Genomic DNA, 25927 nt, shown 5'->3' on the forward strand with positions numbered 1-25927 from the left:
AGAAGCCGTTGTCTTTCCGAGAGTGACGGGTGTGTTTCTCCTGGTCAGGCATAGGGCGACAGGCCCTGTGGGAGGGACGAGGTGTCGTTTCGTCTCTTCGGTGGAGGTGCCAGGATGCCGTCGGTGATCGGGCTGCTGGAGGAGCGTGAGCGCGTTGCTCGGCAGCGGGTGGAGGCCCTTCAGTCCGAGCTGCGGGAGGCGGAGGCCGTGTGGGAGCGGTTCGTGATCGCCCGTGACACGGTGGCCCAGGTTCTCGCGGAGCCTCGCGAGGACGCGGAAGTGCCGCCGGTCGCCGAGGCTGGCGAGCGGCCGGCCCGGAGCAGGACGGCGGTCCCCGGTTCAGTGGTGCCGCACTGGCAGGAGGGCCTTCTCCCGGCGGTTCTGGCACCGGACTACCAGCAGCTCATGGACGTCCTGGCCGGTCGCGGTGGGGCGATGGACTGCCGGCAGCTCGCGGCGGCGATCGGTCTGGAGCCGGTCCCGGCGAAGGTCGAGGGGGTGCGGTCGAAGGCCAAGCGTCTGGCCGCCCGAGGCTGGCTGGCGGAGGACCGTCCGGGGTTGTTCAGTGTGATCGCCGGGCGAGTCGGCGGCTCATGACCATGGTCATCGACCAACGGATCATCGCTTCTGCAGAGTCGGTGCGGCCCTCGTAGTCGCGGGCGAGGCGGCGTGAGTGCATCAGCCAGGCGAACGTGCGCTCCACCAGCCACCTCTTGGGCAGCACCGTGAAGCCGGTGGTGTCGTCGGTGCGTCTGACCACGGTCAGCGCGATCCGCCAGGCGTCGCGGGCGAGGTCGACCAGGCGGCCGGTGTAGCCGCCGTCCGCCCAGACCAGCGTGATGCGCCAGTGCCGTGCACGGATCCGGGCCAGTAGCGTCTGGCCCGCGTCGCGGTCGGTGACGGAGGCCGCGGTGACCATCACGGTCAGCAGCAGCCCGAGGGTGTCCACCACGATGTGCCTCTTGCGGCCGTTGACCTTCTTCCCGCCGTCGAAGCCCCGGCTCGCGGCCGGCACCGAGGCGGCTGCCTTCACCGACTGCGCGTCGACGATCCCCGCGGTCGGCTCGGGATCCCGGTCGGCCGCCTTGCGGACCCGGTCTCGCAGTCGGTCGTGGAACTCGGTGACCAGGCCCCTGTCACGCCAGCGCCGGAAGAAGGCGTAGACGCGGTCCCACGCGGGGAAGTCCGCGGGCATCGCCCTCCAGCTGATGCCGCCGGCGACCAGGTAGCGCACCGCATCAAGCATCTGCCGGTGGCAGTAGCCCTCCGGCTGTCCTCCCCGCCCCTCCAGCCAGCCCGGGACCGGCATCGCATCGCGAACGACCACCCACTCCGCGTCGCTCATGTCCGACGGATACCTCGGACGCCTGTCCGGCCGGTCTCCGGCGTTCCCGAACCGGTGAGCGAAGCAATCACACCTAGGTGCAGCCGAGTTGAAGCCAACCGGCGCGAGGGCATAGAACTGCGACAACAGGGCCTCCTGGCGCGCTCACGGTCTCGACAACCCCGAGCTGCACCAGAGGCCCTGCCTTCATGCGCGCTACGCGGCAAGATCACCCGACCGAGCTGCCGCAATCGAACCCGTGCCCACCGCGATCGGTACGACAACGGCTGGCCAGGTCACCGATCCGGAGCCGCTCGGAGCCGGCCATTGACCGTGTCCGCGGGCTCATTCCCGAAGGTTCTTCGACCAGTCACCCCGAAGGCGATAGGCACGGCCGTCGCCGACCTGCTTCGTCCCGCCGGGAACGACGTCCCCGTGGTACGGATACTGTTCGGTCACCGCAGCCAGCAGGAACTCCAGGAAGCCGCCCTCGAACACGTCCCACTCCCACATCGAGTGGAACTTGGCGGCTACCGGCCACCGGTCCGGATCCGGGCCCTGCATCAGCCAGAAGAAGTGGTCGGAGTTGTAGTTGTTGCCCCACTTCAGCAGGCCGCCCTCGGCCGGGAACAGTGGATATGGGCACTCCCTGTAGTCCCCATCCTGGTAGCACTCGGCCAGCCAGGCACAGTATCCGTAGGGCTCCGTCGTGTCGTACAGGAACCCCTCGAAGCCGGACGGCACCGCGGCGTGGGGACTGGGGACTTCCGTTGGTGTGAAAATGTGCAGCTCGTTGCTGATGCTGACCGACCCGTACCGGTCGGCGAACGCCCGGTAGTCCGCGGGCAGCTGGAAGCCGATCGCCGCGGGTGCGAGCTCCCACGGGACCGGGGTCACGCCGTCCGCGGGCGGCGGCCCAATCACCACGCCGAGTCGATCCAGCATCTCCTCGATGTCCATGCCCGCTCCCATCGGTCGCCCGTTCCCGCCGGAGGCTATCCGCCTACGGTGACACCGCAGGTGGGAGGGCCCTGCGCCGCAGCGTCCTGGCACCGGAACTGTGCGGGAGGCCTCACTTCCATGCCCAGACGACCAGAGGATCATCCGACCGAGGCAGCAGACTCGAACTCACGATCACCAAGCTCGATTGAGCAACGGCTTCTTAACCACTCTGTTCTGGAGATTTGGAACAACGGCCGGCTGTGGTTGGCACTGGTGGCCAGGGCCAGAGCACTACCACTAGTGATAGCGGTTTGGGCCCACCTGACCCTGCCCGGGCTGCGAGACTAGTGATCATGACTGACCGTCGCAGGCTTTCCCTGCGCTTCTCCGAGTCCGCCGTCGAAGCCGCCCTGCCCGCCCAGTCCGGCGGGCGCCGGCTGCTGCCGGTCGAGCAGGGCGCCGACTTCCGCCAGCCGCCCGGTGAGACCGTGGCCGTACCCGCCCCGGCCCGTCGCCGCCTCTCGCCCGGCGGGCTGACCTTCTCCGACCCGGATCGGCAGATCTGAGCGGCCAGGCTGTCCCGCCACAGGCCCCTGACTTGCGGCGGTTTCATAAATTGTCCCCCGGTTGAGGTCCTCCGGAACGGGCGTAGCGGTTCGCCTGCGCCGGTGACCGCCGGGGGCTAGCGTGGGGCCGTCGGACGGACGAGGTCGTGGTGGGAGGGGATGAGGGGTGGATTTCCCGAGCAGGGAGAGCTTGTCGGGTCTCAGCGGGGTGGAGTACGAGGTCATCGCCGTGTTCGACGAGGCCGGGTTCCAGGAGCTTCACCGAATCCGTTGGACCTGCCGGGTTAATCCTCTACGGATTACCCCGTCTTCAGGATCCATCCCATGTCGGCGAGCGTCTGGGAAATCGGGACGTACCACATCCCGTTGTAGCACTCCGGCGTTCGAGTTCCAGCGTCAGAGGAAACTCGACCGTTGCAATTAGTCTTTTTTTCAAGCGAAGTAATGGTTCCGCGGGCCCGGATCTTGCTTCCGTCTTGCGAAACGACAGGTCCGCCACTGTCCCCGTTAATAGAGGCGATATCATTCGGGTCCGTCTGAACGACCTGGTCCGCGAATTTACGCCAGATGCCATTAGGGCCTTGAATCTGCCTGTCGACCTGAAGGACGCGAAGGCCGCAGTGCGCCCCCGAGTTTGCGGCGGACTGGCAGACGAGGTCGCCTTGGTTGTTGCCACTGTAACCGGACACCTCAACGTAATCGCCATCATTGGGGTCATTCCACGGGCCCCCGTAGACGCCTGATCCCGACGCCTGCTCGTTGAGCGGGGCGATGCCGATCGTGTCGTCCGTGGCAATTCCGTCCCCCTCACTGGCGTAGCCCATGTATTTGTCGCTATACCAGGTCCTGTACGAGCCTGACCCGCAGTGCCAGGCGGTAGTGACAAGGTTCTTGTTCCCGGCCGAGGGATTGTAGACCCCGAAACCCGTGGAACAAATCGTGCCGCCCGGGGTCTTTACGCCAGCGCCGCCGAGCCATGGCTCGAAGTCTGCACCTCGCGTCAGGTCCTCGACCGTTGCTTGGGGGTGGGCGTGGACTTCCACGCCGGCGATGGCAGATGCGATCGCTTCCACCTGCGGTGTCAGCTCTTCGGCGGAGATCGCGGGACGGAACGTCCGCGTCTGTGGCGCTCGCTCGTCGTCCGTCTCGTAGCCGAGGTCGAGGCCGCTCCCGTCGAGCGAGGGCCCGATGCTGTTGATGTGGCTCGGGCTTTTCGCCGCGAGCGGGATCGGCTTGCCGTTCAACAGCAGCTTCTCACGGGCTGCATGGAGTTCCGCCTTTGAGTACTTGGCTGGCACGACGTTCACGTTCACGCCTTGCGGAAGATCTTGGAGCACGCCGCGAACCGCCTCCGGAAGCTCCCCCTTCCAGTGCAGGGTTACGCGGCTGGTCCCCGGGTCTACCTCGACTTCAGAGAACCCTGGGATCCGATCCCGGTTCTGTTCGTCCAGCCCTCCGGTGATGCGGTCGACGACCTTATCGAGAGCCTCCTGCTTCTTCATGAGCTCGGCGACCTCGGGTTTGGCGGCCTTCAGCACCGTGGCCGCATTGGTCCCACCGGGCTTCTTCTTGGGGACGTGGCTGGGCTCCGCCGGCGCGGCAGTGGGTGCGTCAGCCCCGGATATAGCGATAGCCGGAGCCACTGCGGAAACCGATGCCAGCAGGGCAGTGGCAAAGATTATCCACGTCCGACCGGAGTTATTTTTTCGAGCCATTCAATTCCCCCCAATGGGATACAATTGGCCTTTGCGAGCACGGCAAGCCCTACTTTACTGCCACGCAAATGATCGGCGCATGATATATAAAAGCCTCATAGCCCATCTAACGGCATTTTCCGGGCGCGATCGCCAAGACTTTGCCATTCCTTGGCCATTGAATCGGGCGCCGTGGGCGATGTGCCCAATACGCACCGGTTTGGCACTCGCTTGACTTCGCACACGCCGTGACGCAAGCATGGCCATGACCGCCGGGGAGGGCCCGTGACGCAAAATACCGTCCGTCAGATGTCGAAGCGCGGACGACGGAATCGCTTGACCGCCGTGGCTGCCGTAGCTGTTCTCGGCGGCGGGCTCGCGATCAACGCGTGGATCAACCGGGGCCCGGAAACGAAGGTCTACGAAGGCCCAGTGGCTGGCTACCCGCTGCTGGTCAGCTCGGACGGCCAGACCCTGACACTCAACATCGGCTGGGGCTGCGAGAAGCAGCCCCAGCTCGTGGCCCGCGAGTCCGCTGGCGCGGTCAAGATCTCCCTGCGGCACACGGTCCCCCCGGGGTTCTGCGATCCTGGCGGCAGCGGACAGATCACTACCCACCTGAACAAACCGCTCGGAACCCGGGCACTGAACGACGCCACCGGAAAGCCCGCCATCCACTTCGACGAGCGCAACCTCCTCCGGCCCGCGTTCCTGCCGGAGAACTACTACCCCTACCCCGCGGGCGAGATGGTCTACTTGCCCGGCCTGGCCTCCGTTCCGACCGACACCCCCGCCTGGGTCATCGGGTACACGCTGGGCACGGAGCCTGACGTAAACGGGCACCTGATCATCAGCCAGACCCTCCGGAACAGCACGCCACCGGACGGCCGGGCCGCAACAGTCAAGGGTCACCCCGCGACCATCACGCACCCGAACTCCGACGGCGATCCCCGTTCGCTGACGTGGTCGGACGGGACCTACACCTTCGTCATCACCACCGGCGCCCCTCCACGGCTCTCGGATGAGGAACTTATCCACGTCGCCGAGAGCCTCAGGTAACTACCAACGCCACGACGACGTCTGGTGGGGCCGTTCATCCCACCAGCACCGCGTCTGCGCCTGGACTGGTCAGATCAGCCTGGCTTCCTGCCCACCGGCAGCAACGGCTTCAGCCGCTTCCACTGGCCGCTTGTCAGATCACCATGTCCCACAGACCGTGATCATCCAGAAACTTGATCCACTCTCGCGACAGGTCCTAGCTAGAACTGTCTCACCCTGTCTCGTCAGATGGAATTGCGTCGCGGGGCTGGGACATCGCGGCGGCTACTGGCCGGGTGGGGCGTCCTCGATGGCGGCGAGCAGGTGGGTGTGGACGGCGTCGGCGGCTTCGCGGGTGGCCGGGTCTGGGTCCTCCAGCTGCGGGGCGATCAGCGCGGCGGCCGCGGCGAGGACCGGCACCGGGACGGTCGCCGATCGCAGGTGGAGGAGCTGGGCGGCCGCGAGCTCGCCGGGCGTCGCCTGGGCGTGGGCGGTCGGGATCAGGGCGCTGATGCCGCGGGGCAGGGGCTGGGTGCTGGTCACCCGGCTCATTCTCCCGCGCACCGGGTACCGGTGATCACCACGGCCGGTCGTCCGGCGGTCCGGCGGGAAGGGTGCCGTGGTGGTGACGGGCGACGGCCTCCAGCAGCGCTTGGCGGAACCGGCGCCAGCGGACGTCCTCGGTTCGGCTAGCGTCGGCGGCCCCGGCAGCGGCCGCTCCTGCGCGGCTGCGGTGAGCGCGCGTCCGAGCTTGCCGATCGCCTGCTGCCAGTGGTTGGTCGAGCTGACCGAGCAGGGCGCGCACCAGCTCGTCGACGGCGCCGGCCGGATCGGTGCCGAAGACGCGGGCCTCGGCGGCGGTCTCGGCGAGGACGTCCTCGTCCAGGTCCTCGAAAGCCTCCCGCCACGGCTCGGCGGTCCGCTCGAACTCCTCCAGCACGGTGTGCAGCGCGGTGTCGACGGCGGCCGGCGACCACGTCGGCGCAGTGCGGGGCACCCGGGCGGCGCCGGGCCCGAGCGCCCGGCGCCTGGTCGTGCTCACCCGGCCAAGCCGGTGGCCCTGGTGGCGGCGCGGCCGGCGGCGGTGGCGGCGTCCAGTTCGTCGGCGAGCAGGGTGAGCTCGCGCGGCAGGTCGCCGAGCACGCAGGACGGCATGGCGGCCGCGAGCGCGCACACCGCGACCAGCGGCATCCGCTCGCCCGGTGCGAGGTCGGGCACGGTGCCGGGGTGAGTGGCGCCGAGCAGCACGTCCTGTCGGCCGTCCGATTTTGAAGCTCTCTGAAGCTGCGGCCTATGTCGTCGAGCGTGAGACATCTCAACTGTGCATAAGGTCGGACTTACCGCCGCCCGGGCCTACAGCTTGCTGTGGGAGCTACGCCGCGCCTCCAGGCCCCGCAAGGCGCGATTGCTTCGGCCGGACGAGCACAGCGGGGTTGCGCCCTGCGGCGGCGACGACGGAGCAGCTGCCAGTGGCGGGCGACGAGGTTCCTGCAGTCGCCACTCTGGGGTAGCTGCGGCGCCCGCCCCCAGGCGAAGTCGGCGGGCCGGAGCTCGGTTGAGCCGGCGCGGGGCGGATCTGGGTATCTTCGCCCGAGGATCTGAGTATCCGTCCGCTGCCGGGTCCTGGAACGAGCCGGAAGCATGGATCGCATGAGCGACGTGATTCGTGCCGTGAGCCGTTCGACCGGACCTGCCCGCGGGAACTGGTGGAAGGCTCCGATGATCTCCAGCCTGGTGAGTGGGGCTCTTCTGCCGCTGGTAAGGGGCCTGCGGGGCTTCGCCGAGATGGCGACCGACCCGTGCAATGGACCGCGCGACTGCCCTGCGACCTACGCGCACCTGCACTTCGCGGACTACTCGCTGGTCGCGGTGGTGGTTCTGATCGTCCTCCAGTGGCCGGCCGCCTACCTGCTGCCCAAGGCGCGGGTGGCGATCTCGCTCGCCCCGGCGGCGGCGCTGGCGGTGGTCCTGCTGACGATTCTCAGCATCAAGCCCGGGGCCTAGCAAAGCCGACCGCCAGCGCGATCGGATCACGGGCGTGCTGCCCGCCGACATCACTGAGCAGCTGGTAGCGGGATTGACGTTATGCTGTCAGGCGGTCTACGGACCGTATCGGGGGATTGGGGAGATCATGGGTAGCGATGGTGCGGGGACGGGGTTCAGTGCCCACCCGGAGAAGCTCGGGGACGTGGGCGACAAGCTGGTCGGGGCCAGTGGGGACGTGGGCGGTGTCAAGGAGACCCTGGGCAAGCTGAGCATGTCCGACCCCGCCGTTTTCGGTGAGTACGCGGGTGACGCGTCGAAGGCGTTCTGGTCGGCCTGGCAGGATGAGCTCCAGGTGAACGTCGACGCGCTGTCGGACCTGGGCGGCAAGGTCCACACCACCGTGGCCAACTACGCCAAGACGGACCACGGCGTCCAGCAGCAGTACCAGCAGGGGGCCTGACGGTGCCGGACCACGACCCTCACCCGCTCGGTGACGACAAGGGCGGCACCCAGCGCCAGCAGGCCGAGAAGCTGAAGAAGACCATCGATGAGTCCCACGGCATGTGGGGCGCGGGCGACCTGAAGTACGCCGTCCACGACGCCCTGCAGCTGGCCGCCCCCAAGGGCGACTCCGGCAAGCTCGGCGAACTCGCCGCCGCCTACAACACGGCCAGCAGCCAACTGGACCAGATCCAGATGAAGGTGGCGCAGGTCAGCTCGCAGCATCTGCCCGACGCTTGGACCGGGCAGGTCGGCGAGAAGGCCGCTGAGGTGGTGAAGGCCTCCGCCGACGACCTCGGCCGCTGCCGGGACATGCTGGGCAAGGGACGGGACCAGCTCAAAGCGCTGGCCAGTGCGCTGAGTGAGGCACAGACCCTGCACGGGCAGGGCCACGCGCCGCTGAGCGAGGCGCTGAGCCTGCTGCACGACATCACCGTCTCCGGTGCGCCGGACCCGTTCAACTGGGACGACGACAAGATGCACAGCGCCCACGCCAAGGCGAAGGACGGCATCAAGTCGATCTATGACGCGGCGGTGAAGGCCGAGAACGCGGGCCGCGCCGCCGCGCGCGAGCTGAACGCGCTGGCGGACAAGGCGCTGGCGGGCAAGTTCAAGAACAAGGGGCTCGGCGCGGAGGACAAGCTGGTCATCGCCGATGCAGCCATCGACGGCAACCAAGGCAACGGCGGCATCCTCACAGCCAACGACGTGGCGCGGGCGGGCCAGTTCATGGACAAGATGAGCGACGCCGACCGCGCCCGCTTCGACCAGCTGCTGGCCGGCACCAAGTCCCCCGAGGAGCGCGCCTACCTGATGAAGGCCCTGGCCGCCGGGCACAGCTACGACGAGATCAAGGCCTTCGACGACCAGATCCACGCCCACGGCGACGACCCACACTGGCTCACCGAGCGGATCGCCCCCGTGCAACTCGAAGCGGTCTCAGCCCAGACAGCGGGGACCGGCTACAAGGGCGCCAACTGGGACCAGGGCCAGCACGACACCTGCGTGGCCGCCTCGACGGTGACCGCCCGGGCGATGGTCGACCCGCTGTTCGCCTTCCAGCTCACCACCGGCGGCCACCCGGACGACCCGGCGTACGACAACGGCCCGGCCTCGAAGGAACGGTGGGAGAAGGAGACCAACCGGGTCTACGACACCCGCTCCTTCATGCACCTCTGGAAAGGCGGGATGTGGGACTGGGAGTCCCAGAACATCGCCGACGACGAGATCGCCAAGCACACCGGCGCGGAGTACCACAACGTGGACCTCGACAGCCACGACAAGCGCCAGAACGCGCTGGCCGAGATCGAGCAGAAAATCGACGAGGGCAAACCCGTCCCGCTGTCCGTCCACGGCGGAACCCTGCTCAACCCCCACGGCCACCAGATGATGATCATCGGGCACCGGGGCGACCAGCTGGAAATCTACAACCCCTGGGGATACACCGTCTGGGTCAGCGAAAGCGACTTCATCAACAACCACATGCAAGGCGCCTCCGACGACAGGCACCCCGAAGTCCGAAGCGTACGCATGCCCAAGTGAGGCCGAAATGAGCACCCCACAACCCCAAAGCGACAGCCAGCTGGCCGAACTGGACATCGAGATCCTGCTGCGCCTCGGCCTGCCGAACCCGGGACCGCACCGCTCCACCCTGTTCGGCGCCGGCGCGGTGGCCGCCGCGATCACCGTCGACCGGCTCGGCGTGCTGCCGCGCGCCCTGGTCTTCCTCGGCGAGGTGGTCCGGGCCGGCGGCACCCGCTTCGCGGCCGAGCTGCCTGAGCCGCTGCCCGGTCCCGCGGCCGCAGTGGCGCGCGGCTGGCTGACGGCCGCCGCGATGGTCGTCCAGGACCCGACGGGAGACCAGCTGGTCGCCCGCTGGCTTGACGCGGTCGCCGCCGTGCTGGCGCTGCGTGTCACCCACCGAGAGGCGAACTCATGAAGCGGAGGTGGCGCCGAGTCCTGCTGGCGGTGGCCGCGGTGCTGGTTGTCGCGGCCACCGTGGGCACGGTGGCCATTCACCGGATGACCACCGGCAGACTCGACCACGGCACGGTGTTCACCCAGACCTCGGGACAACTCACCGTTAAGCCTGGAGAGTTGTTCTCGATCGAGGTGTTCGCCTACCGGGAGGCGGGCGACAACTGGACCATGGCCACCCCTGCCCCTGACCCGGCCGTCGTGCAGGGCGCCGGCGACGAGTACGTCGACAACTTCGGCATCAAGGACCTGCTCGGCTTCGGTGGGACCGGAGACCTTGGCGCGGGCGGCCACTACTACTTCACCTTCCGCGCCCAGAGCCCCGGCCGCACCACCGTCACCGTGCACGTCGACTTCCGCGACCAGGAAGGCTGGACGTTCTCCGGCGGACCGGAGCGGACCAAGCGGCAGTTCACCATCGACGTCCGCTGAGCCGCCCGCGTTCGACCGGGCGATCTACCGCGACCGCAACGTGATCGAACGATGCTTCGCGTGCCTCAAGCAGTTCCGCGCGACCGCCACGCGTTTCGACAAGCTCGCCGACCGCTATCGCGCCGGTGTTGCCCTGGCCTCCCTAATCCTCTGGCTCCGCGAACCAGCCAGATGATCATTTGTCAGACAGGCCCTCATTGCGTGCCGGGGCTACGGGAATGTCGAAACCCGCAGGAGGGGGCTCCCGGATCCGCCGTGACTTCGGTGGTGCAGGGGCTGCCGTCCGGTTGGTGGACGGGCGTTCGGGGACGCCTTGGAGGCGTCCCCGAACGTGGCCAGCCTGGTGGCTGGTTTGCCGGCTCCGCTACGACCGGGGCACGGCGGTGGTCCCCGGCATGGGTGTCTGGGCTGCGGCCGGGAGGTTCTCATCAATGTGTCGCGTCCTGGGAGAAGCGGTTGCGGGTTGCGACGCCTCTACGCCGGACACCGTGCTGCTTCGGGCAGATGCGCTCGCCATTGAATGTGCTCTGACCAGTACAGATAGGACACAGAGGGGGGCTCTGTTTTTGCACCGAAACCCGGACAACCATGCAACAAGCCCAAGGGTGGCGCGGACGCCGGACTGAAAACCGGACAAGCGTCGCCTGCTGCCAGGACTCCGGTGCCCTGATCTGCGGAGACCCCCTGAGGTGAGGATCCAGGTTGTTTCAAGCCCTGGCGGACGAAAACGTCCAATGGCTCAGCCCAGGCGTCGGCGTGTTCGACACTTAGCGACGCGGTGTGGTGAAGGACTACGACCCCTTCCCACACCTGATGTCTCGTCAGAGCTGCGGCCATCGGAAGGAATTCACATGAACACACAGGGCAGGCCCGTACGGACCAGAAGCCGCGAGGGCAGTGCCGACGGGCGGGTGTCCGCCGGCGTCGTCGTCCTGGCGGTGGCGGTGCTGGCCGTCTTCGTCGCGCTGGCTGCGATGGGGCTGTCGACCGAGACGATCATCGTGCTGTCCAGCGCGGCCGTCGTGACGGCAGCCGAGTTGGTGAGACGGCTGGTCTCGGCCGCCTCCGCAGGACGCCGGCGCGGGTGAGCGTACGCCGTGGGAAGGCCGAAGAAGGCGATCGCCGAGGGAGCGGTCGCCGGGCACCTCGCCGAGTTCCTCCAGGCTCTGTGCTCGCGCAGCGGAAAGACCTACGCACAGATGTCCCAAGAGACATCGCCGCGTATATCCGTCGCCACGCTCTCCCGGGCCGCGTCCGGGCGCCGTCGTCCAGGGCTGGACGTCGTGCAGGCCTTCGCCCGGGCGTGCGGTGCCACCCCGTCGGAGATGCGAAAGGCCGAGCGGCTGTGGCGCAAGACCCCAGCGAACTCGTCAGCGGCACGTGGACAGGTCTCGACCGACTGGCGTGAGCCCGAGCTGCTGAGCGAGGCGCACCACCTGGGTGAGCAGATGCGCACAGCGCTGCTGCTGAGCGGCAGCCCCTCGCTGCGCGCCGTGGAGGAGCGGGCCAAGCGCATGGGCCTGAGCCTGTCCCGGAGCACGCTGGGGGACGCGCTGCAGTCGGGTGTGGTGCCTACGGAGCAGGTGTTCTGTGTGTTCATGCGGGTGATCTCACAGTTCGATGGTTCGCCGGCGGCGGGCTATCCGGACGTCGTGTGGGAGCAGCTGTGGATGCGTCTTCAGGCCGTGGGGCGGATGCGGGGCCGTGAACGGGGGGCCGGAGCTGTAGGGATGCGGCTGCGGGATGGCCGGGCGGGGACTTCGGCGCGCAGGATCGGGGGGTCGCGGCGTCGGTCGTCGGCTCCGCGGGCCTGGGTGCGGCCTGGGCCGGTGCGGGAGTTCAAGGACTTCGTGCACACGTTGTACCTGGAGGCGGGGTGGCCGTCGTTGGCGGATATCGCTGCGGCGGTCCGTCTGGACGACTCGCTGGATTCGGCGCCGACGCGGGACACGGTGAACAGGCTGTTGCACTCATCGGCGCTCGGGCTTCAGGTGGACGCGGTGGCGGTAGCGGCGGTGGTGGCCCGCATGGCTGGGGTCGAGCCGGTGACGGCCGGCGCGCAGGCCCGGGAGCTGTGGATCCGGGCAGCGGCGGAGCGGCCGTACGGGTGTGCGGTGGCTGAGGCGGACCCGTTGGCTCTCGGGGTTCGGGAAGCGGTGGCGCTCGCGGACGCCGAGGACGTGCTGCCGGTCCTGGTGCCCTATGTCCGGCGGGACCACGACGAGGTGCTCGACGATGTCGTGCGGCAGGCCGTTGAGGGTCACAGTGCGATGGTCGTTGCCCGTGGCCGGCGGGCGACCGGCAAGTCGCGTAGCTGCTGGGAGGCGCTGCAGCGGCTGCCCAGGACGTGGCGCCTGGGGTACCCGACGGACCCGTTGGACGGTGAGCATGTGGTCGAGGTGCTGGCGCAGGCCGGGCCGCGCACGGTGGTGTGGCTGGACCGGATCGACCGGTACCTGGATCCTGCGCAGTGCGCTGCCGCGGGGCGGGTCCACGCCGAGATCCTCGATGCGCTGCACGACCAGCGTCGTGCCCCGGTGCTGGTGGTCGGCACCATTTCGGCGACGGCGGCGCTGCTGGACCGGGCACGCGGGTCGACCGGGGCGGTTGCCACGGCGGCGCGAACCCTGGTCGAGGACTGTGCCGTCAACGTGCCGGACCGGTTCACCGGCGACGATCTTGTGTCGCTGACCGGAGCTGTCGGGCGGGATCCCCGGCTGGCCCTGGCCGATGTCAACGCGGCCCGGGGGGCCGTGGCCCAGTTCCTGTCCGCGAGCCGCAACGTCCATCCGCTGCTGAAGACCCGGAATCTCCACACGGCTGTCGAGAGGGGGGACACCCATACCCTGCACATGGCCGGAGCCCTCCTGCAGCAGGCAGGTCGTCTGGAGGAGGCGGCAACGTGGTACCAACGGGCTGCGGAAGCCGGCGACCCTCAGGCCCTTGAGCCGGCGGCCAGGCTGCTGAGCGAGAACGGTGAGCCATACGAGGCGATCTCATGGCTGAGGAGCCTGGCTGAGGCTGGCGATGCCAACGCCGCTGTTGCGGCCGCACGGCGGCTTCTTCGCGAAGGCCGGGACGAAGAGGCGGTTGCGATCTATCAGAAGGCGGCGCTGGCTGACGGGAACGATCACGCGCTGCGGGCGACGGTCTCGCTGATGCAGCGCAACGGTCGGACCGAGGAAACGGTCCGATGGCTGCGGACAGTGGCTGCTGAGGGAAGGCCGGCTGCCCTGCGGGAAGCCGCGCACCTGCTCTGGGAAGCGGGGGACAGGACGAGGGCCCTGCGCTTCTATGCGGATGCCGGGGAGGCGGGGGACCTGACGGGATGGCGTAACGCTGCGGAGCATCTTCAGGGGCTGGGCCGGGACGACGAGGCGATCGTGATGTATCGGGCGGCGGTGTACCACGGGGACCGTTCGAGCATGCTGCCGCTGGCGGATCTGCTGGCGTCGACAGGCCGGGAGAGCGAGGCGCTGTCGCTCTATCGCGAGGCTGCGGGGGCGACGCCCCCGGACCTGATGGCCTTGTGGCGGCTCGCGGTGCTCTACCGGACGACTGAACGGCCCGACGAAGCCCTGGGGTGCTTCCGGGAGCTGTCCGCGCTGGGCGATTCGAAGGCGTCGATGCAGATCGGGCTGATCCTGCGGGACAAGTGCGAGAGCGACCGGACGCTGGTGGACGAGGCGGTCGCGGCGTTCACGAAGGCCGCCGACGCGGGGGAGGGGCACGCCTACCGGGAGGCGGTGTGGCTGCTGCGCAGCCACCGTGGTCTCCATGCCGCAGTGGCCTGGCTCCAGCACCGGGTGGATGCCAGGGACCGTCGGGCGGTTCGGGAGATGGGGGATCTCTTCCGGGAGGCCGGTATGCAGGAGGAGGCCCTGACCTGGTACTCGCGGGCCGCGGAAGCCGGCAGCCAGTACGCGGCCCAGCGGGCCCTGTATCTCGAGGCCCGAGCCTCGAGAAGCGGCGGCGGAGGTGACGACGACGAACTTGGACCGATGGGGCTCAGCAACTGAAGCTACTCAAGTCCGTGATGACCTGGAAAGGCTCGCTCGTCACGTCGACAGCGACCCGGTGCGGCACTCGGTCGCTTCAGTCGCTGGCCGCCGACTTGGCTTGTCTCGGCCAGCCCCCTCCAGCGTGATCAGGTGCCGCCCGACCGGGATGACCTTTGCCCGCGGCCCGCGGCCCGCGGCCCGCGGCCCGCGGCCGGCGGCCGGCGGGCTCCGGGCGGGCGCGGTTGGGACTCCCTCGGCGAGACGGCGGTCGTCGTGGCGGTCGCGCGGGTGTGGGCGTCGACCCGCTGGCTGCGGCGGCTGGGCGTGCCCGCGGCACGCTGGCCGGATCCTGCGTGGCGCGGGCGAGCAGGGCGGCGACCGCGTCGACGATCTCGGTCTCGGTGGCGGCCGGGCAGCTGATGGCTGACGTGGTCCCAAGCCAGTTCGCCGAAGGGGACATGCGCGCGGTGCAGGTGTCGCCTGGATTCCCGGCTGGCCCTCGCTGCGCTGGTCGCGCACCCAGATCCGACATCTGCCGGGCCTTTGCCCAGCCCGGCTGGGGCGGCTCCGGCGTGACAGATCTCAAACGCGGTCTGAGACGGGGCACTGGTCACGGGCGGGCGGCCCGGCCGGCCGTCACGGCGGCGGCCGTCGTGGCGGCCAGGGCGGGCAGCTCGCGTTCCAGCTCGCCGAGCACCGAGGCGGGCATCGATGCGGCCAGCGCGCAGACCGCGACCAGCGCGATCCGTTCGCCCATCGCCAGCTCCGGGAACGCCTGGGCGTACGGGGTGCCGGTGACGATGCTGGCGGACAGGTCGTACGCCAGCTCCTCGGCCAGCTGCCCCTCACCGCCGGGGACGACCTCCCGGCCGGCGGCCTGCTCGATCGCGTCGGCGGCCCGTTCCAGCACCCGGCGGTGCCCGTCTTCCGGCTGCCGCCCGGCGAGCTCGCGCACCCACCCGGCCGCCCGCCGGCCCGCCTCGCCCGCCTCGGCGAGTACCTCGTTCACCGCGTGCTGCCGCTCCCGCTGCTCCTGGTCCTCGCTGTCGCCGGTGTCCTCGACGCGGGGGAAGGTGATCGGATCCGTCATGACGGGTGAACCGGCCCGGCCCCGCCCCGGTCACGGGCAGACTGTGATCATGACTTCCGCCCGCCGCCCGCTGTGGCAGCCCTGCGCCGACCCGGCCACCCACACGCCCCCGGCCGAACCGCAGCGGCTGCTGCCGGCCGAGCGCCTGCCGCTCCCGGAAGCGCCCGCCGCGCCCCGCCCGGATCGGCCCCGGGCCGAAGGCGGGCGCCGGCCGCTCGGCCCGGGAGGCCTCACCTTCACCGAGGCCGAGTAGAACCGGCCGCGCCGCGCACCCCGGCCGCTGCGCCTGCGCAACCGCCGCCCGCCGTCCTTGTCTACGTCGCTGCGCATGCGCAGGGACGGCGTGCGCATGCGCAGCGGCCAGCCGCACGCCATGGTCGGCACCGCGCTGTCCGGGTGGCCGGATACCCTCCCGATCATGAAGACGGAAAACGACGCGCGACGAATCAAGGCCGGCGTGGAAATCGACGCGCGAGGGATTGAGGCTGGCGCGGGAATCGACGCGCGAGGAATTGAAGCGGGGTCGCAGGCGCCGGGCTGCGCCGAGTGCGGCACCGCGCTGCGCGCCTCGGGGCCGGGCCGACGCCCCGTCTACTGTGGCCGGGGCTGTTCCTCGAAGGTGTACAGGCGCCGGCGGGCGGAGCACCAGCAGGATGCCGTCGCCGACGCCCTTGTTACCTCGCGCGTCGAATTGAGCGACACAGAGCCCGGTGGCGAGGCCGGCCACCACGAGCTGCTGGAGCTCGCCGCCGCCGTGCAGCGCAGCACCGCCCGCTTCCTGGAGAACCTGGAAAAGGCCCGCCGCGGCGAGGGCGACGACCCGCGCTGCAACCAGGCCCTCGCACTGCTGGAGACCAACCTCACCGGCGCCACGCAGCGGATCATCCGCAAGGCCCACGTGCTGCGCTACGAGATGACCTCCACCCGGCTCCGCACCCAGCAGGCCGGCACCCAGGCGCCCACCCCCGAGCCCGCCGCCGCCCCCCTTGATTCCCCGCGCGTCGAAACCGACGGCCCGGCCGCCGCCGCGCTTGCCCCAGTCGAACCGGCCGCCGGTGCCGGCCAGGGCGCCGCCGCGGACGATGAGACCGGCGCGGTCGCCGGTACACCCGCCAGCCGCGCCATCATTTCCCCGCGCGTCGAATCGAGCGGCGCCGACACGGCCGCTGCCCGCTCCACCGTTTCCCCGCGCGTCGAAACGGACCAGGCTGCGCCGGCCGCAGAACAGAGTTCCGCCCCGGCCGGCGGGCGCCACCTCGCAGCGTCCGTTGCGCAGCAGCCGGGGCCGGTCGACACCCTGCCGCAGGAACTGCTTCTGGCTCTGGCCTCCGAGCGCACCTCCTCCTCGCCGCTCGCCCGCGGCCTGGGGGCCCCGACCGACACCTGGAGCATCGACGGGAGCGACCTGGTGGTGGAGGGCTGGAACAGCACTTCAGACCTGTTCGCCGTCCGCGACCCGAACCGCCGGCTGCTGGGCTGGATCGAGGCGCTCGGCGACGGCTGGGGCACCTACATCCAGGGCCGCCTGATTATCGACGCCACCGACGGCGACCCCTGGCTCTCCACGGACGCGCGCCACGCCGTCGCCCTGCTCCGCGCCGCCCGCAACCAGCAGCTGACCTGACCCGCACCGCCAGCGGCCCGGCGTTGATGGCGCTCGTTGAAAAGCCCACCCTGAACCAACTCGGCCGCACCTGGCATCTCGGTGTTCGGCCCCCTGCGGAAGACGGTGACGCTAACCTGAGAATCGATCATGTCCATGGCGGGGTCGGATGCCTGGCGTGGCTTCGTTCAACGAGAAGGGCGACACGATGGCGACTGGAACGGTCAAGTGGTTCAACGACGCCAAGGGGTTCGGGTTCATTACCCCGGAGGGCGGAGGTGACGATCTCTTTGCCTCCTTCTCGGAGATCAGGGTGGAGGGGTTCAAGACCTTGCAGGAGAACCAAAAGGTCGAGTTCGAAGTCAAGGCCGGCCCGAAGGGCTTGCAGGCCGCGAACATCAGGCCGCTCTGACACAGGCATCCCTTGCGCTCCGCATCCTGAGCCCGCGTCGACGGCCAGTCGGCCCCGGCTGGGACCTGGTCGGATGGAGCCGGGCCCCCGGCCTGTTCTACCTCCGCAAGGACGGCGGGGCCGTGCTGGTCGACGGCCGCTTCCTCGTCGACTCCGCGGTTCCCGGCCGCCCGCTCACTGTGACACCGCCGATGATGCCCACCTGATCGTCCGTCAGGCCCTGGAGCAGGGCCTGACGGACGTCACCGGAGCCCGGCAGCCGACCTGACCGGCCGCCTCCCGTGAGTCGTCCCGTCGGTCGCCTGGTCGGTCGTCCGGTGAGGCGCCCGGTGGAGCGTCCCGTGGGTCCACAGTCCTCCGGCCGGGTCCTGCGTCATCGCAGGTCAAACCGTGTTTTTGGAGGGCCGGGAAAGCCGACAACCCCTTCTTCTGTCCTTGGTCCTGGGTAGTGAGGTGGTCGGTCGGTTCGGGGTTCACGCCTGCGGTGGGCCGGTGTTCTTCCGCGCGTCCGGCGAAGCCGTCCGCGCCGACCGGGGCCGGCCCGACCGGCCGCTTCCGGTGCCGCGCCGACTGCATGTAGGCACCACCGCAGATGGCACCGTAGGCGCCACCGTAGGTGCGCCCGCAGGTACCACCGTAGGTACCCCGCCACCTCCGCCCGCCGCCGAGCGTTTCCGCAGCTCAGAGGCCGTTTTCGGGCTGCCGGAAATTCCGACAACCCCCTCTGTCTGCTCCTTTTTCCTGGTCTTGGTGGGATGGGTTGGGTCTGCGGTCGTGCGGTTGGACGGCGGTGGTTCTCCCCTGTGGGGCTGTTGGGTTGTGTGGGCGTCCGGCGGTGCCGGCCGCACCGCCTGGGTCGGCGGCCACCGGGCCGCACCCGGACTCGTCGAACGGCTGTGAGCAACCCGTCGTACGCCCGGCGACCCTCGGCCCCGGGCGTGGCCCGTGCCCTCTCGGCGGCCCAGCAGCGCCCCCAGGGCCGCCAGCAGCCGCCCTGGAGCCACCCCGCCGCCGTCCCCGCCCACCGGCCGACCCCGGACGCCCCACAGCCCGCCCCGCGGCCCGCAGAGCAGGCCGCCGCCGCCATCGCCGCGCTGCGCCACGTCCGCGCCCCGGCCGCCGTCCTGGAGTCCGCGCTCCACCTCACCCAGGCCCTCCTGAAGCAGCCCTGCGCCGACCCGCTGCTCCTGGAGGCCGCCGAGGGCCTGGCCGCCGTCATCCCCCAGTACCTCGCCGCCGCCCGCACCCCCGCACCCACACCACCGGCCGCCCGGCTGCGCACCGTCCCGTCCCCGACGACCGGCGGGACCGGCACCCTGGCGGGCTGAAAGCCGGCGTGCCGAAGGCCTGCGCCGGGTACTGTCCAACCAGCGCCGCCCGGCCGCCCGGACGGCCGCCGGGGGCCGGTGAGAATCGCCCCGCGACCCGTTGTCCCGGCCCGGATCCCTCGGGCGGCACGCTTCCAGTACCGCTTCCGATACCGCTTCCGGTCACTCCTCACCTTGATTGGGCATCAACGCAGGTCAGACCCCTTGTCCAGGCCCACCGGAAATGCCGACAACCCTTCTGTCGCCTAGCGCGGCTCCATCAGGGTCTCGCTCTGGGCCACTCCGGCCCTTCGCCCAACCCCCGGGCTGTCCCCCCGGCCCCCAGGGGCGAAAGCCCGGTGCTCGCGCCGCGGCCGGGCAGCTCGGCGTTCCGGTGGGTGCGGGCGGCCGGGCCGGGCGGGTCGGCGGTGGCCGGGGCGGGCCGGTGCTGGGGCGGGGCCGGTCGGTGGCGGCCGGTGCGGGCGTGATCGACTTGTCGGCGACGTGCGGTATGCAAAGCAGTCAGCCACCGCACCGCACACCAGCGAGGGGGAGCGCCGTGAGCCACCGTCAGCCCGCCCCGGGCACACCCGACCAGCCCGACGCCCAGGCCGCCGCCGCGCCGCACAAGCGCACCCGCAAGGCGTCCAAGGCCAACCCCGGCGGCTCCTCCAACGACCTGCGCGCCGACGTCCTGCGCGCCATCGCCGTCCTCAAGATCGCCACCCCCCACCAGCTCTGGCGACTGCTGCGCCCCAACGCACTGGAGAACAAGTTCGCCCGCGCCGCGCTGAACGACCTGGACAAGAAGCGGATCACCGTCAAGCACGGCACCGGCGAGGACGGCCGGGACATCTGGGGCATGACCACCGCCGGGCGGGACGCCGCCCGCGCACTGTTCCCCGACGGCCGCAACATGGGCGGCATCGCCCGCAAGGCCGGCACCAGCTCGGCCGCCGGCCACGCCCTGGCCGTCACCGAGACCATCATTGCCTTCGTCGCTGGCGGCACCGGCCCGAACATTCCCGAGCGGCAGGTCAACGGCGACCGCAGCGCGCCCGGTGTCGGGCCCGGCTTCGGCCGGATCGAGCAGTGGGCCACCGAGATCGAACACCTCACCCCGCACAAGCCCACCGTCCGCGCCGACGCCGTCCTCCGGGCCCCCGACCACGGCCTGCCGGTGCTCCTGGTGGAGGTCGACCTCGACAACGAGTCCAACCCGATCGTCGCCAAGAAGCTCGACGACTACCGCGGCTTCTTCGACCACCGCCACCCGCTGCCCAACCCGCACTCGCGCGGCACCATCGGCTACGTGGAGTGGAAGAAGACCGAGCCGCACTGGCGTCGTACCTACCCCCACACCGGCCGCCCCGGCTACCCGCCCGTGGCCATCGTCCTCGGCCACCTCGGCGAGCGCGCCATGCGCCAACGCGTGAAGGCCCTCACCGAGATGACCCGCCGCCACTGGCAAGGCCGGCACCTCGGCGACGGCTACTACGACCGCAGCGAAGCGATCCCGATCCTGTTCACCAGCCTGGAGATGCTGATCGAACGTGGCCCGCTCTCCCCGATCTGGCGCCGCGCCGGCCGCGAAGGCCCCCTCCAGCCCCTCCACGCCGCCCTCGACGACCACGACGGACCCCAGGCCTACGCCAAGCACCAAGAGGCCCAGCGCGCCCAGCAACAGGCCGACCAAACCGCCGCCGAACACCGCCGCCAACAACGCGAACTCCTCGCCACCGCCTGCCCCCACTGCCACCGCACCGCCGACAAGTACAAGAACCCCCGCTACGCCAGCGACGGCGAGAAGCTCTGCCACTTCTGCCAGCAGAAGGCCGACCAGGCCGCGCAGACCGAAGCGGCCCAACAGATCACCGAGGCCGCCAAGGCCCACGCTGAGCGGGTCCAGATCGCCGAGAACGCCTCCTTCCTCCGCACGGTCTTCGGCCCACGCAAGCCGAAAGAAGCCAAGGAAAATAAGGGCTGAGAAGCACCCGAACATGCGGCGACTGCGAGCATGCTGATTCTCAAGGCGAGCAGCCGCCGCCCTTTCGTATCTGGTTTCGTCTCTGGTTGCGTACCAGGTTTCGACTAGAGAACCACCTGCCGGGCCGACCGGAGGTAATCCCGCAGCTCAAGCCCGGTTAGCTCACCCGACCCGATGCCGACTCACCTCTGTGCGCCCCCAGCTCTGCCGATGGAGTGGTGGTGTGGTGGGGAGCGGGTGCGCACGTCGGCCCCAACGACGCTGCACTGTGCCTTTCCCTCTGGGGCCTGGCGGCCGGGGCGGGGCGGCCGGTGGGTGTCCGGGGAAGTCGGGCGCCGCCCGCCCCGCTCGTACAGGTGCGCCTCCAGGTGCTCGCTCAGGCATCCGCTCGGGTACGCGTTCGGCCGCTCGTTCAGCCTCACGGCCCGCCACCGAGCTAGCAGCAGCACAGCAGTTCAGAGCGACCCCGCGCCGTTCTCACCGGCCTGACTTACCTGTCCTGCGCCCTGCCTGGTGGTGTGTGGCGTGGTGGGTGGGCGCTGGCTGGCCGGGTGGGGCGCTGCGCTGTGCCTCTCCTCTCGCGTCCGGCTGGTGCCGGCCGCGCGTCGTGGCGGAGAGGGGGACGGGCGGCCGGTGCGGGCCGCCCCCGGTCGACCCACTATGACGGGGTCGAGATAGCGCCAATCCGCTGGTCTGGACTTAGGCTAGAAGTGTTAGGGAAGGGGGGACTCTAATGATAGGGGAGTATCCCATGGCAATTGCTGATGAAATGAATGCCCGCGCACAGGAGGTAGATAAGCGCCTCACTGTGGTAGTGAGGGAGATCGGCGAATATGAGACCGGCCGTAAGAAGTGTGATCTTCGCACTCTTCAGCGGGAACTGCTGCGCCTCCGAAAGCAAGAGCTATCGCTCATGCGCGAGCTTCAGCAGGCCGATCCATCATTCAGGCCCATCCGCATGGTAGAGGGCATCGAAAACCTTGAACTCAAAGTCTCACAAATTCAAGCTTCGCTAGATCGCTAACGACCATCGGCGGGCTGCCGGAAAGTGAGTGATGCGATGTGACTGACAAGGAACTCCAATGGGAGAATGAGAGACTGCGAGACGAGAATGAGCGGCTGCGGGAGGAAAATACGGCTCTGCGGTGTGCCCTGGATAGGGGAAGATCCTCTACCTCCTCGGAGGGCTCTGGAATTCGTTACTACGGTGAATTGAAGGAGACTCTGCGTCGCCTCGGCGGCGGGTAACGAACACCGCACAGCTGGGCGTCGATGCTCTGCAGGACGTCGACGTCCACCAAGTCGCTAACGCCCGGACGGGACGGGGGTGCGGGCCGGTCCTTGGTCGATACAGTAGTGTGGCCCTACAACTTCCCGGAGCCGGTGGCCATCTGCACCGTCACCCGCATTCCGCCCCGGACGATGGCCCTCCAGGGCCTCCTATTGGTGCCCCGCAGCCGAGATGTCGGCAGCGGCCCGAGCAGCCACCCGGCCAGGCTTTACGACGTTCACGAAGACGTGGCTTCCCTCACCCATTCCCGAGCCCACACACGGGACCACGCGGGAAATGCTGGCAGTGCCCTACTGATACATTCGACGGACCGGCGAAAGAATCCAGCCGGGCCGAAATGCAATCCCGTTGAAGCGGCCATCCGAAAGGCTTCAGTCCCTGGCCAAGAAATCCGTAGAGTGCCCGAAATGGCCAGGTGGGGCCCTGCTTACGGCAGGATTCTCTGACGCTGCAAGACTGATACACCAGAGACCGTTGCTCACCCCGTCAGGGTAGCGCACCCCGTTCTCCGGTGGAATCGAAACCATGGCCTGGACCACGGTCTAGACCAATCCGATGGGAGTGAAGCCGACCCGCACGCACCCCCGACACCCACCCTTCACCCAGTCAGCCCGTTGTAAGCTCAGCCGAAAACCCAGTTCAACCTCGTGAACGAGCATCAGCCCACCGACACCATGAAGCGAAGCGAAGTGGTGCCGGCCCGAGCGCGAAGCGCCGGACCCACCCGGGCGAAGCCCGGGTGCGGACACGCGGAGCGGGTCCCGCCCAACGCGAAGCGTTGGGCGCCGGGCGCGAAGCGCCCGGCGAACCGAAGGGCCGAAGGCCCGCAGGGACCCGCTCCGCGTGTCCACACCCGGGCTTCGCCCGGGTGGGCCCGGCGCTTCGCGCTCGGGCCGGCACCACTTCGCTTCGCTCCATGGTGCCGGTGGGCTGATGCTTGTTTACAAGGTTGAACTGGGTTTTCGGCTGAGCTTACGACGGGCTGACTGGGTGAAGGGTGGGTGTCGGGGGTGCGTGCGGGTCGGCTTCACTCCCATCGGATTGGTCTAGACCGTGGTCCAGGCCATGGTTTCGACTCCACCGGAGAACGGGGTGCGCTACCCTGACGGGGTGAGCAACGGTCTCTGGTGTATCAGTCTTGTGGTGTCGTACGATCCCGCCGAAAGTGGGGTCCGGGCCCGCCCCTTTCGGGTATTCGGCGGATTCCCTTGCCGTGGACTGATATCCTGCCGGAAAGTCGCTTCTATCGGGCTTGTATTCCGGTTGTCTGGATTCCTTGGCCGGGCCCTTTGAATGTATCAGTAGGGCACTGTCAGTATTCCCCGCGTGGTCCCGTGTGCGGCCTCGGGGATGGGTGAGGGGAGACACGTCTTCGTGAACGTCGTGAAGCCCGGCCTGGTGGCCGCTCAGTCCGCCGCCGGCGTCTCGCTGCGGGGGCATCAGGAGGAGGCTCTGGAGGCGATCGTGCGGGGCCTGACGCCCCGTCCGGGGCAGTTGACCCTTGATGGTCTGCGGGTGACGGTGCAGATGGCCACCGGGTCCGGGAAGTCGTACGTGGGGGCGGCGGCCGGGCAGAAGCTCGCGCCGCGGGGCGTGGTCCTGGTCGTCGTGCCGACGCTGGACCTGCTGGTGCAGATGATCGGCTCGTGGCGGGCCGCCGGCCGCTCCGGGGACATGCACGCGGTCTGCTCCCTCGTCGATTCCGAGCTGCCCTCGGGGGTGATGGCGACCACCGGTCCGCTGATGATCGGCACGTGGCTGGAGCATGCGGCCAGGCATCGCCGGCCGACCACCTTCTTCGCCACCTACGCCTCGGTCGGCGCCGTCGCGGACGCCTACGCCTACTGGGCCGAGCGGAAGGGTGAGCTGCTGCGCCCGCTGGACCTGATGGTCTGCGACGAGGCGCACCGCTCGTCCGGCAGTGTCGAGAAGACCTGGACGGTGGTGCACCACCAGCGCGAGATCCCGGCGGACCGGCGGCTCTACATGACCGCGACCCCGCGGATCTGGGCGCCTCCCAAGCGCCCGGTGAAGGGCCGCGAGGAGGCCTACCAGCCGCTCCCGGAGGAGCTTGCGGTGTCCATGGACGACGTCCGGGTCTACGGGCCGCACGTCTACTCCCTGGGCCTGGCCGAAGCCATCGACCGCAAGCTGCTCGCGCCGTTCGAGATCGTGGTCCTGGAACTGCGCGACCCGCTCGGCGACCGCCAGGGAGCCGAACGGCAGGGCGTGCCCTGGGGGCCCGGTGTCGGCGAGGCCCGGGACGGCAGCGAGGACGAGGTGCCGGCCGCGCACATCGCGGCCATCCAGGCCGGCCTGGTCAAGACCATGGTCGAGCGCGGCCTGGAGCGCTGCATCACGTTCCACAACCGCACGATCGAAGCCCGCTACTTCAGCGAGACACTGAACCAGACCATCGAGAAGCTGCACTTCGAGAACCCGCAGAAATACCCCGAAGAATTCTGGGTGCAGTGGCTCTCCGGTGAGCACGACGTGGATTTCCGCAAGGAGGTCATCGCCGATTTCGGGAGCAGCGGTGAGGAGGACGGTCTGCGGCATCGGATCGTGGCCCAGTGCAAAGTCCTGGGGGAGGGCGTGGACATCCCGGACGCGGATTCTGTTCTTCTGCAAGGGCGGGGAAGCATGGTGGATATCGTCCAGGCCATCGGCCGGGCCCTGCGCATGCGACCCGGCCAGGGAAAAACCGCGAGCCTGATCGTGCCGATTTTCCTGAAGCCCGGAGAGCAGCCCGGGGACATTCTGGAGTCCGATTCGTACGGCCCGCTGGTCAAGATCCTGACCGCACTGCGCAGCCACGACGCCAAGGTGGTGGAGGCCCTGGCAGTGCCCCAGAAGTCCGGCAAACGGACCAAGGGGCGCAGCGCTGAGGCGGCTTCTGGGCCTGGTGAGAGCTGGTCTGGTGAGGGTGGGTCGGGGGTGTTCACGCTGCCGGTGCGGTTCCGGACGCCGGTGGACGAGAATGTGCTCGCGCTGTTCATCGCCTCCCGGGTCCTGGTCGGTGAGACGCAGCTCTGGCGTGAGGGGATCGGGCATGCGCGGCGCTGGTTCGAGGAGACCGGCGGGCTTGACGTCCCCTATTCCGCGCTGGTCGGGGAGAACGGGAATTACCCGCTCGGAAAGTGGCTGTCGGACCGGCGGGGTGAGAATGCGGCTGGCGAGCTGGCGTCATACCGGGTGGAGATGCTGGACGCGCTCGGGATGATCTGGTCGGTGTCGGATGCTCGGTTCGAGGCCGGGTTGGACTGGGCGCGGGTGTGGGCGAAGGGCCACGGTGGGTCGTTGGCGGCGCCGGCGCGGGCCTCGGTCGGCGGGTACGCGATCGGGACGTGGCTCTCCGAACTGCGGGCCGCAGCCCAGGTGCCGGCCGGGGAGCCGGGGGCGTTGGCGCCGGAGCGGCGGGCCGCGTTGGAGGAGATCGATCCGTGGTGGTGTCCGGTGTGGCCGGTCGCCTGGCAGCGTGCCTATGCGGTGGCAAGGGTGTGGTGGCTGGAGGCTGACGGCCGCGTCGGCTGGGCGCAGCTGCCGGTGGACACGGTGTTCGAGGGCGAGGCGCTCGGGCGGTGGGTGCGGGCGCAGCGGGCCGGCTGGCCGGGTCTGGAGGCCGATCAGCGGGATCTGTTGTCGGCGATCGGCATCGAGGAGGATCCTGGGCTGGTGGCCGCCAAGCAGGCCGCCGAGGCGAAGCCGAAGGTGTCCCGTACGGACCGGTTCCAGCAGCACCTGGCCGCGCTTGCGGCGTTCGTCGAACGGGAGGG

24 protein-coding genes and 1 pseudogene are annotated in these 25927 nt (G+C 69.5%); 18 read left to right on the forward strand and 7 right to left on the reverse strand.

Translation table 11 applies throughout. The features are described from left to right. The first annotated feature begins 114 nt into the window (after nt 1–114). Complete coding sequence (locus AB0D10_RS43665) at nt 115–597, forward strand: hypothetical protein (protein WP_360267831.1); 483 nt, start codon at nt 115–117, stop codon at nt 595–597. Here the strand turns inward: AB0D10_RS43665 and AB0D10_RS43670 are convergent. Together AB0D10_RS43670 and AB0D10_RS43675 are read right to left on the reverse strand one after the other, a co-directional pair. Then, nucleotides 563–1345 (reverse strand): IS5 family transposase, encoded by a 783-nt coding sequence (locus AB0D10_RS43670; RefSeq protein WP_360267834.1) that lies wholly within the window; start codon nt 1343–1345, stop codon nt 563–565. The two genes, AB0D10_RS43665 and AB0D10_RS43670, sit on opposite strands and share 35 nt — an antisense overlap. A 324-nt stretch (nt 1346–1669) precedes the next feature. After that, complete coding sequence (locus AB0D10_RS43675) at nt 1670–2284, reverse strand: hypothetical protein (protein WP_360267836.1); 615 nt, start codon at nt 2282–2284, stop codon at nt 1670–1672. Nucleotides 2285–2619: 335 nt separating this feature from the next. Between AB0D10_RS43675 and AB0D10_RS43680 the strand changes: the two genes are divergently transcribed. After that, nucleotides 2620–2832, forward strand: coding sequence for a hypothetical protein (locus AB0D10_RS43680; protein WP_360267839.1), 213 nt, complete (start codon nt 2620–2622; stop codon nt 2830–2832). Between the two features lie 299 nt (nt 2833–3131). Here the strand turns inward: AB0D10_RS43680 and AB0D10_RS43685 are convergent, their stop codons facing one another. Then, on the reverse strand, nt 3132–4547 hold the full coding sequence (locus AB0D10_RS43685) for a hypothetical protein (protein ID WP_360267842.1): 1416 nt from the start codon (nt 4545–4547) through the stop codon (nt 3132–3134). A gap of 288 nt (nt 4548–4835) precedes the next feature. Between AB0D10_RS43685 and AB0D10_RS43690 the strand changes: the two genes are divergently transcribed. After that, a complete protein-coding gene (locus AB0D10_RS43690; RefSeq protein ID WP_360267845.1) occupies nt 4836–5585 on the forward strand; it encodes a hypothetical protein in 750 nt (249 codons plus the stop codon). A 264-nt stretch (nt 5586–5849) separates the two neighbouring features. On the opposite strand, the gene AB0D10_RS43695 is transcribed toward AB0D10_RS43690, so the two are convergent. The 3 genes from AB0D10_RS43695 to AB0D10_RS43705 are packed head-to-tail and all read right to left on the reverse strand — an operon-like array spanning nt 5850 to nt 6782. After that, nucleotides 5850–6107, reverse strand: a complete 258-nt coding sequence (locus tag AB0D10_RS43695) for a hypothetical protein (protein ID WP_360267847.1) — start codon at nt 6105–6107, stop codon at nt 5850–5852. Between the two features lie 34 nt (nt 6108–6141). Continuing rightward, complete coding sequence (locus tag AB0D10_RS43700; RefSeq protein ID WP_360267849.1) at nt 6142–6606, reverse strand: hypothetical protein; 465 nt, start codon at nt 6604–6606, stop codon at nt 6142–6144. Next, the gene (locus tag AB0D10_RS43705; protein WP_360267852.1) at nt 6603–6782 is read right to left on the reverse strand and encodes a hypothetical protein; all 180 of its coding nucleotides are present in this window, start codon (nt 6780–6782) and stop codon (nt 6603–6605) included. The genes AB0D10_RS43700 and AB0D10_RS43705 overlap by 4 nt, the downstream gene beginning before the upstream one ends. 432 nt (nt 6783–7214) lie before the next feature. Between AB0D10_RS43705 and AB0D10_RS43710 the strand changes: the two genes are divergently transcribed. The 8 genes and pseudogenes from AB0D10_RS43710 to AB0D10_RS43745 all read left to right on the forward strand — a co-directional run bounded on the left by AB0D10_RS43710 (nt 7215) and on the right by AB0D10_RS43745 (nt 14479). Next, entirely contained in the window at nt 7215–7568 is a 354-nt protein-coding gene (locus AB0D10_RS43710; protein ID WP_360267855.1) for a hypothetical protein, read from the forward strand. Between the two features lie 127 nt (nt 7569–7695). Then, a complete protein-coding gene (locus AB0D10_RS43715) occupies nt 7696–8010 on the forward strand; it encodes a hypothetical protein (protein WP_360267858.1) in 315 nt (104 codons plus the stop codon). Between the two features lie 2 nt (nt 8011–8012). After that, a complete protein-coding gene (locus AB0D10_RS43720) occupies nt 8013–9593 on the forward strand; it encodes a peptidoglycan-binding protein (RefSeq protein WP_360267861.1) in 1581 nt (526 codons plus the stop codon). A gap of 7 nt (nt 9594–9600) precedes the next feature. After that, nucleotides 9601–9990: a hypothetical protein gene (locus AB0D10_RS43725; protein WP_360267863.1), complete on the forward strand. Its 390-nt coding sequence runs from the start codon at nt 9601–9603 to the stop codon at nt 9988–9990. Then, entirely contained in the window at nt 9987–10460 is a 474-nt protein-coding gene (locus tag AB0D10_RS43730; protein ID WP_360267865.1) for a protease inhibitor I42 family protein, read from the forward strand. The genes AB0D10_RS43725 and AB0D10_RS43730 overlap by 4 nt, the downstream gene beginning before the upstream one ends. A 1-nt stretch (nt 10461) precedes the next feature. Beyond that, nucleotides 10462–10632 (forward strand): annotated as a pseudogene (locus tag AB0D10_RS43735) (transposase); the annotation flags it as partial. A gap of 679 nt (nt 10633–11311) precedes the next feature. Next, nucleotides 11312–11548: a hypothetical protein gene (locus AB0D10_RS43740; protein ID WP_360267867.1), complete on the forward strand. Its 237-nt coding sequence runs from the start codon at nt 11312–11314 to the stop codon at nt 11546–11548. A gap of 9 nt (nt 11549–11557) precedes the next feature. Then, complete coding sequence (locus tag AB0D10_RS43745) at nt 11558–14479, forward strand: hypothetical protein (RefSeq protein WP_360267870.1); 2922 nt, start codon at nt 11558–11560, stop codon at nt 14477–14479. Nucleotides 14480–15071: 592 nt separating this feature from the next. Here the strand turns inward: AB0D10_RS43745 and AB0D10_RS43750 are convergent. After that, nucleotides 15072–15551 carry a hypothetical protein gene (locus AB0D10_RS43750; protein WP_360267872.1) on the reverse strand — a complete coding sequence of 160 codons (480 nt, stop codon included), beginning with the start codon at nt 15549–15551 and terminating at the stop codon, nt 15072–15074. A gap of 49 nt (nt 15552–15600) precedes the next feature. On the opposite strand from AB0D10_RS43750, the gene AB0D10_RS43755 reads away from it, so the two are divergent. The 7 genes from AB0D10_RS43755 to AB0D10_RS43785 all read left to right on the forward strand — a co-directional run. Then, a complete protein-coding gene (locus tag AB0D10_RS43755; protein WP_360267875.1) occupies nt 15601–15804 on the forward strand; it encodes a hypothetical protein in 204 nt (67 codons plus the stop codon). A gap of 96 nt (nt 15805–15900) precedes the next feature. Next, complete coding sequence (locus AB0D10_RS43760) at nt 15901–17175, forward strand: hypothetical protein (protein ID WP_360267878.1); 1275 nt, start codon at nt 15901–15903, stop codon at nt 17173–17175. 187 nt (nt 17176–17362) lie between these two features. After that, nucleotides 17363–17566 (forward strand): cold-shock protein, encoded by a 204-nt coding sequence (locus tag AB0D10_RS43765; protein ID WP_360267892.1) that lies wholly within the window; start codon nt 17363–17365, stop codon nt 17564–17566. A gap of 938 nt (nt 17567–18504) precedes the next feature. Further along, nucleotides 18505–18894, forward strand: coding sequence for a hypothetical protein (locus tag AB0D10_RS43770; RefSeq protein ID WP_360267881.1), 390 nt, complete (start codon nt 18505–18507; stop codon nt 18892–18894). A 538-nt stretch (nt 18895–19432) separates the two neighbouring features. Then, nucleotides 19433–20860, forward strand: coding sequence for a replication-relaxation family protein (locus AB0D10_RS43775; RefSeq protein WP_360267883.1), 1428 nt, complete (start codon nt 19433–19435; stop codon nt 20858–20860). Between the two features lie 751 nt (nt 20861–21611). Further along, a complete protein-coding gene (locus tag AB0D10_RS43780) occupies nt 21612–21884 on the forward strand; it encodes a hypothetical protein (RefSeq protein ID WP_360267886.1) in 273 nt (90 codons plus the stop codon). Between the two features lie 1641 nt (nt 21885–23525). Beyond that, nucleotides 23526–25927 (forward strand): Helicase associated domain protein (locus AB0D10_RS43785; protein WP_360267889.1); only part of this gene is annotated, 2402 nt, incomplete at its 3' end.

The organism is Kitasatospora sp. NPDC048545 (assembly GCF_040651155.1).
In the GTDB taxonomy this organism is placed as follows: domain Bacteria; phylum Actinomycetota; class Actinomycetes; order Streptomycetales; family Streptomycetaceae; genus Kitasatospora.